We start from the raw sequence: 5,741 nt of genomic DNA, 5'->3' as shown, positions 1-5,741 counted from the left end.
CCGGCGGTACGGGCTCTCGATGAAGCCGTACTTGTTGACCACCGCGTGGGTGGCCAGCGAGTTGATCAGGCCGATGTTCGGGCCTTCCGGAGTCTCAATCGGGCAGATCCGGCCGTAGTGGGTCGGGTGCACGTCGCGCACCTCGAAGCCGGCGCGTTCGCGGGTCAGGCCGCCCGGGCCCAGTGCCGAAACGCGGCGCTTGTGGGTGATCTCCGACAGCGGGTTGGTCTGGTCCATGAACTGCGACAGCTGCGACGAACCGAAAAACTCCTTGATCGCCGCCGACACCGGCTTGGCGTTGATCAGGTCGTGCGGCATCAGGTTGTCCGACTCGGCTTGCGACAGGCGTTCGCGCACTGCACGCTCGACCCGCACCAGACCGGCGCGGAACTGGTTTTCGGCCAGCTCGCCGACCGAACGCACACGACGGTTGCCGAGGTGGTCGATGTCGTCGATCTCGCCGCGGCCGTTGCGCAGCTCGACCAGGATCTTGATCACGGCGACGATGTCTTCGGTCGACAGCGTGCCGGTTCCAGTCAGCTCGTCACGGCCGATGCGGCGGTTGAACTTCATGCGGCCCACGGCCGACAGGTCGTAGCGGTCTTCGCTGAAGAACAGGTTGCCGAACAGCGTATTCACCGCATCCTCGGTGGGCGGCTCGCCCGGGCGCATCATGCGGTAGATCGCCACCTTGGCGCCGTATTCGTCGGCGGCGTCGTCGGCGCGCAGCGTCTGCGAAATGAAGGCGCCGTGATCGAGGTCATTGGTGTAGAGCGTGTTGAACTTGTCGACCTTGGCGGCAGCCAGTGCGGTCAGCAGTTCTTCGGTGATCTCGTCGTTGGCGCGCGCCACCAGTTCACCCGTGTTCTTGTCGACCACGTCGTGCGACAGCACGCGGCCCACCACGAACTCGGCCGGAACCGCCCACTTCTTGACGCCGGCGGCGTCGAGTTCGCGGATATGCTTGGCGGTGATGCGCTTGTCCTTCGGCACGATGACGTGGTCATCCTTGCCGCAGATGTCGAAGCGGGCGATCTCGCCGCGCAGGCGCTCGGGCACCAGTTCGAACTGCACGCCCTGGGTGTTGACGTAGAACGTGTCCTTGGCGAAGAAGTCATCGAGGATGGTCGCCGGCGTGTAGCCCAGCGCCTTCAGCAGGATGGTCACCGGCATCTTGCGACGGCGGTCGACGCGGAAGAACAGGATGTCCTTGGCGTCGAACTCGAAGTCGAGCCACGAGCCGCGGTAGGGAATCACGCGGGCCGAGAACAGGAGCTTGCCGGAGCTGTGGGTCTTGCCGCGGTCATGCTCGAAGAACACGCCCGGGGAGCGATGCAGCTGCGACACAATGACGCGTTCGGTGCCGTTGATGACGAAAGAGCCAGTCGGCGTCATCAGCGGGATTTCGCCCATGTAGACTTCCTGCTCCTTGACTTCCTTGATGGTCGGCTTGGACGCTTCCTTGTCCATGATCACCAGGCGCACCTTGGCGCGCAGCGGCGCGCAGTAGGTCAGGCCGCGCTGCTGGCACTCCTTGATGTCGAACACCGGCTCGCCCAGCACATAGCTGACGTATTCCAGCCGCGCATTCTTGGAGTGGCTCTCGATCGGGAAAATCGAGGTGAACGCGGCCTGCAGGCCTTCGTTCAGCCGCTCGGCGACAGTGCGCCCCTCCTGCAGGAAAGCCCGATAGGACTCAAGCTGGGTCGCCAGAAGAAACGGTACCGGAAGGGTGTTGGTGCGACTGGCAAAGCTCTTGCGCAGACGTTTTTTCTCGGTAAAGGTATAAGCAGCCATGGGTTCTCCTTGACGATCAGTAGCAAGCGGGCACGTCGGCTACGGCCAGCGCTTTGTGGGGCATACGAACTTTCACAGGCTTGAGCCCATGAAAAATCGGAGTCCCTTTAGGGGCACACGCAAAAAGCAAACGACCCGGAAGCCGATTCCGGGTTCCGGGTATTTGCTGCTTGCGTCTGCCGCGGGTTTCCCCGCAACACACGATCGAATTAAATTTGTCACCGGTAGGAGGCGACGCGCTTGCGCGCACCGCCCTGTTGTCCGTTGACTTATTTGACTTCGACTGCTGCGCCAGCGTCTTCCAACTGCTTTTTCAGCGCGTCGGCATCGGCCTTGGTCACGCCTTCCTTGACCGCCTTGGGGGCGCCGTCGACCAGGTCCTTGGCTTCTTTCAGGCCCAGACCGGTTGCAGCACGCACCACCTTGATGACTTCCACTTTCTTTTCGCCAGCGGAATTCAGCATCACGGTGAACTCGGTCTGCTCTTCAGCAGCAGCGGCACCACCGCCGGCGGCGGGGGCAGCCACGGCAACTGCAGCGGCAGCAGCGGACACGCCAAACTTTTCTTCCATCTCTTTGATCAGCTCGGACAGATCCAGCACCGTCATGCCGGCAATCGCGTCGAGAATTTCAGCTTTAGAAACAGCCATTTGTATTACTCCTGTCAATGCTTCAGATTAAAAACAATATCGTCGATTCGGATGTCGGCAGGCCGCGCCACTCTAATTGAGTGCTTAGGCAGCCTGCTTGTCGCGCACAGCAGCCAGTCCGCGAACGAACTTGGTCGGCACTTCGTTGAGCGTACGAACGAATTGCGCGATCGGGGCCTGCATGGTGCCCAAGAGCTTGGACAACAGTTCATCACGGCTGGGCATGCTGGCCAGATTCCCCACGTCCTTGGCGGACATGACGAAGTTGGGCATGGCACCGGCCTTGATCACGAACTTGTCGTTGGTCTTGGCAAACTCGTGCATCACCTTGGCGGCAGCGACCGGATCCTTGGACACCCCGTAGGCGAGCGGCCCGACCAGCTGGTCGGAAATGCCCGCAAACGGCGTATCGGCAAGCGCCCGACGCACCAGCGTGTTCTTCAACACGCGCAGATAGACGCCTTCCTTGCGCGCCTTCGCGCGCAGCTGGGTCATATCTTCCACTGCAATGCCACGATACTCGGCGACGACAACCGTCTGAGCGTCCGCAACCTGCGCGGACACCTCAGCAACGACGGCTTTCTTTTCTTCAAGATTCAGACTCAAGGTCTTACCTCCTTCTCAGTTACGAAGCGTTGCCCGCTCCGGCTGGCGACCTTGACAGGAAAATCCTGCTGGGGAACGCCATCTGCGTAGGCGCCGAAAACCGGCAGACAGAGGACAGCGGAGTCAAACCCGCCCTCACCCATCGACCGCTCACCGACATTAAATCCATGCGGATGCCTACGGTCTTTGACAACCCGTCAGCCAAACTGCGGCTGACGGCCCAAAGTTCATTTCAGGCACGCCTTTCGGCATGCCCACTCATTCATTACGCTGCGACGCTGGTCTGGTCGACCCGCACGCCCACGCCCATGGTGGACGACACCGACAGACGCTTGAAATAGATCCCCTTGGAAGCGGCCGGCTTTGCGCGCTGAAGCGCATCCAGCAGGGCTGCCAGGTTTTCCTTCAGGTCTTCCACGCTGAACGACGCGCGGCCGATGGTGCAGTGCACGATGCCGCCCTTGTCGGTGCGGTACTGCACCTGACCGGCCTTGGCGTTCTTCACTGCGCCGACCACGTCCGGCGATACCGTGCCGACCTTGGGGTTCGGCATCAGGCCACGCGGGCCTAGGATCTGACCGAGCTGGCCCACCACGCGCATTGCGTCGGGGGTGGCGATCACCACATCGAAATCCATCTTGCCGGCCTTGATCTCGGCAGCCAGGTCGTCGAAGCCGACGATATCAGCACCGGCGTCACGCGCCTTCTGCGCGTTGTCGCCCTGGGCGAACACGGCGACGCGAACGGTCTTGCCGATGCCTTTCGGCAGCACCACGGCACCGCGCACCATCTGGTCCGATTTGCGAGCGTCGACACCGAGGTTCACGGCCACGTCGACCGACTCGTCGAACTTGGCGGTCGCGGTTTCCTTGACCAGTTGCAGGGCGTCGATCACCGGGTAGTTGCGGTTACGGTCGATTTTTTCTTTCAGCGCACGCAGGCGCTTGGATGCGTTAGCCATCTCAGACTCCCTCCACGTTGATGCCCATGGAACGGGCCGTGCCTGCAATGGTGCGCACTGCCGCGTCCATGTTGGCCGCGGTCAGATCGGGTTCCTTGGTCTTGGCGATCTCTTCCAGCTGGGCGCGGGTAATGGTGCCCACCTTGTCCAGGTGCGGCCGTGCACTGCCCTTGTCGAGCTTGATCGCCTTCTTGATCAAGACCGTCGCAGGCGGCGTCTTCATGATGAAGGTGAAGCTCTTGTCCGCGAACGCAGTGATCACCACCGGAATCGGCAGACCCGGCTCCATGGCCTGGGTCTTGGCGTTGAACGCCTTGCAGAATTCCATGATGTTCAGGCCGCGCTGACCCAGCGCGGGACCGATGGGAGGCGACGGGTTGGCTTTACCCGCCGGCACTTGCAGCTTGATATAGCCGACAATCTTCTTTGCCATGATGGCTCCTTACTGTGAGTACCACCGCGCTTTCGGTTGCCCTACTCGCGCTCCTCTCCGGATATCCGGATATGTCACTGCCGCCGGAAAATGCCGGCTTCAGCTTTTTTCGACCTGACCGAAGCCCAGCTCGACGGGCGTCGCCCGGCCAAAAATCATCACCGACACGCGCAGCTTGCTCTTGTCGTAGTTCACTTCTTCCACATTGCCGTTGAAGTCGGTGAACGGGCCATCGATGACCCGCACCAGCTCGCCCACCTCGAACAGCACCTTGGGCTTCGGCTTTTCCACACCCTCGCGCATCTGGTCGAGAATCGACTGCACTTCCTTCTCGGAAATCGGCGCCGGCTTGGTCGCCGTGCCGCCGACGAAACCAGTGACCTTGGGCGTGCTCTTCACCAGGTGCCAGGTATCGTCGTCCATTTCCATCTGCACCAGCACATAGCCGGGGAAGAACTTGCGCTCGGCGGTCTTCTTCTGACCGCCTTTCATTTCCACCACTTCTTCGACCGGCACCAGGATTTCGCCGAAGCGATCCTTCATGCCGGCACGCTCGATCCGCTCGGCCAGGTTGCGCGCGACGCTTTTCTCGAAGCCGGAGTAGGCATGAACCACATACCACCGCATACTCAACCTCCCTGTCCCATGGCCAGTTTCACCAGCCAGGTCAAAATGCTGTCCACCGCCCACATAAAGAGCCCCATCACAACGACAAAGGCCATGACCACGCCAGTCATCTGGATGGTTTCCTTGCGGGTGGGCCAGACAACCTTCTTGGCCTCGTCACGTGCATCCAGCGCAAAGCTGAAAAACTGCTTGCCGGGACCCGACATGCCGGCAACCACACCCGCCAGCACCAGACCCCCGATCACCGACAGCACACGCACCACGGTCGGCGCATCTGCAAAATAATAAAAGCCGGCCACCCCTGCGATGACCAGCAACACTGCGATCAGCAGCTTGATTTTGTCAGCCATGAATGCTGTACGCCTCGCGGCTTATCCTGTGGCAGGCCAAGAGGGTCTCGAACCCCCAACCTTCGGTTTTGGAGACCGACGCTCTACCAATTGAGCTATTGGCCTGTATTCTTGAAGGCCGGCATCCGGTGCGCATCTGCCGCACCGAACCCGGCCTCAGTCTTGACCGCCCGCCTTTACTCTTCGATCTTCGCCACGACGCCGGCACCGACGGTGCGGCCGCCTTCGCGGATGGCAAAACGCAGGCCTTCGTCCATCGCGATCGGCTGGATCAGCGACACCTTGATGCTGACGTTGTCGCCAGGCATCACCATCTC

General features: G+C 61.3%; 6 protein-coding genes, 1 tRNA gene and 2 pseudogenes. All 9 read right to left on the bottom strand.

Translation table 11 applies throughout. The features are described 5' to 3' along the window. Positions 1 to 1,797: pseudogene (gene rpoB, locus Q8R61_RS05285) on the bottom strand (DNA-directed RNA polymerase subunit beta); the annotation flags it as partial. Positions 1,798 to 2,066: 269 nt separating this feature from the next. Beyond that, the gene (gene rplL / locus Q8R61_RS05280) at positions 2,067 to 2,447 is read right to left on the bottom strand and encodes a 50S ribosomal protein L7/L12 (RefSeq protein WP_305534958.1); all 381 of its coding nucleotides are present in this window, start codon (positions 2,445 to 2,447) and stop codon (positions 2,067 to 2,069) included. 84 nt (positions 2,448 to 2,531) lie between these two features. Next, on the bottom strand, positions 2,532 to 3,053 hold the full coding sequence (gene rplJ, locus Q8R61_RS05275) for a 50S ribosomal protein L10 (RefSeq protein ID WP_305534956.1): 522 nt from the start codon (positions 3,051 to 3,053) through the stop codon (positions 2,532 to 2,534). A 265-nt stretch (positions 3,054 to 3,318) separates the two neighbouring features. Next, positions 3,319 to 4,014 carry a 50S ribosomal protein L1 gene (gene rplA / locus Q8R61_RS05270; protein WP_305534954.1) on the bottom strand — a complete coding sequence of 232 codons (696 nt, stop codon included), beginning with the start codon at positions 4,012 to 4,014 and terminating at the stop codon, positions 3,319 to 3,321. A gap of 1 nt (position 4,015) precedes the next feature. Then, positions 4,016 to 4,447 (bottom strand): 50S ribosomal protein L11, encoded by a 432-nt coding sequence (rplK, locus tag Q8R61_RS05265; protein WP_305534952.1) that lies wholly within the window; start codon positions 4,445 to 4,447, stop codon positions 4,016 to 4,018. Between the two features lie 99 nt (positions 4,448 to 4,546). Then, positions 4,547 to 5,080: a transcription termination/antitermination protein NusG gene (gene nusG / locus Q8R61_RS05260; RefSeq protein ID WP_305534950.1), complete on the bottom strand. Its 534-nt coding sequence runs from the start codon at positions 5,078 to 5,080 to the stop codon at positions 4,547 to 4,549. Next, on the bottom strand, positions 5,077 to 5,424 hold the full coding sequence (secE, locus tag Q8R61_RS05255; RefSeq protein WP_305534949.1) for a preprotein translocase subunit SecE: 348 nt from the start codon (positions 5,422 to 5,424) through the stop codon (positions 5,077 to 5,079). Before secE ends, nusG begins: the two co-directional genes overlap by 4 nt. Positions 5,425 to 5,453: 29 nt before the next feature. Then, positions 5,454 to 5,529: transfer RNA gene (locus tag Q8R61_RS05250), tRNA-Trp, on the bottom strand. Positions 5,530 to 5,600: 71 nt separating this feature from the next. After that, positions 5,601 to 5,741, bottom strand: a pseudogene (gene tuf / locus Q8R61_RS05245) (elongation factor Tu); the annotation flags it as partial.

Source organism: Thiobacillus sp. (assembly GCF_030696885.1).
Taxonomy (GTDB): Bacteria; Pseudomonadota; Gammaproteobacteria; order Burkholderiales; family Thiobacillaceae; genus Thiobacillus.
Note: the sequence above shows the minus strand (reverse complement) of the source record. Positions and strands in the feature narration are given on the sequence as shown.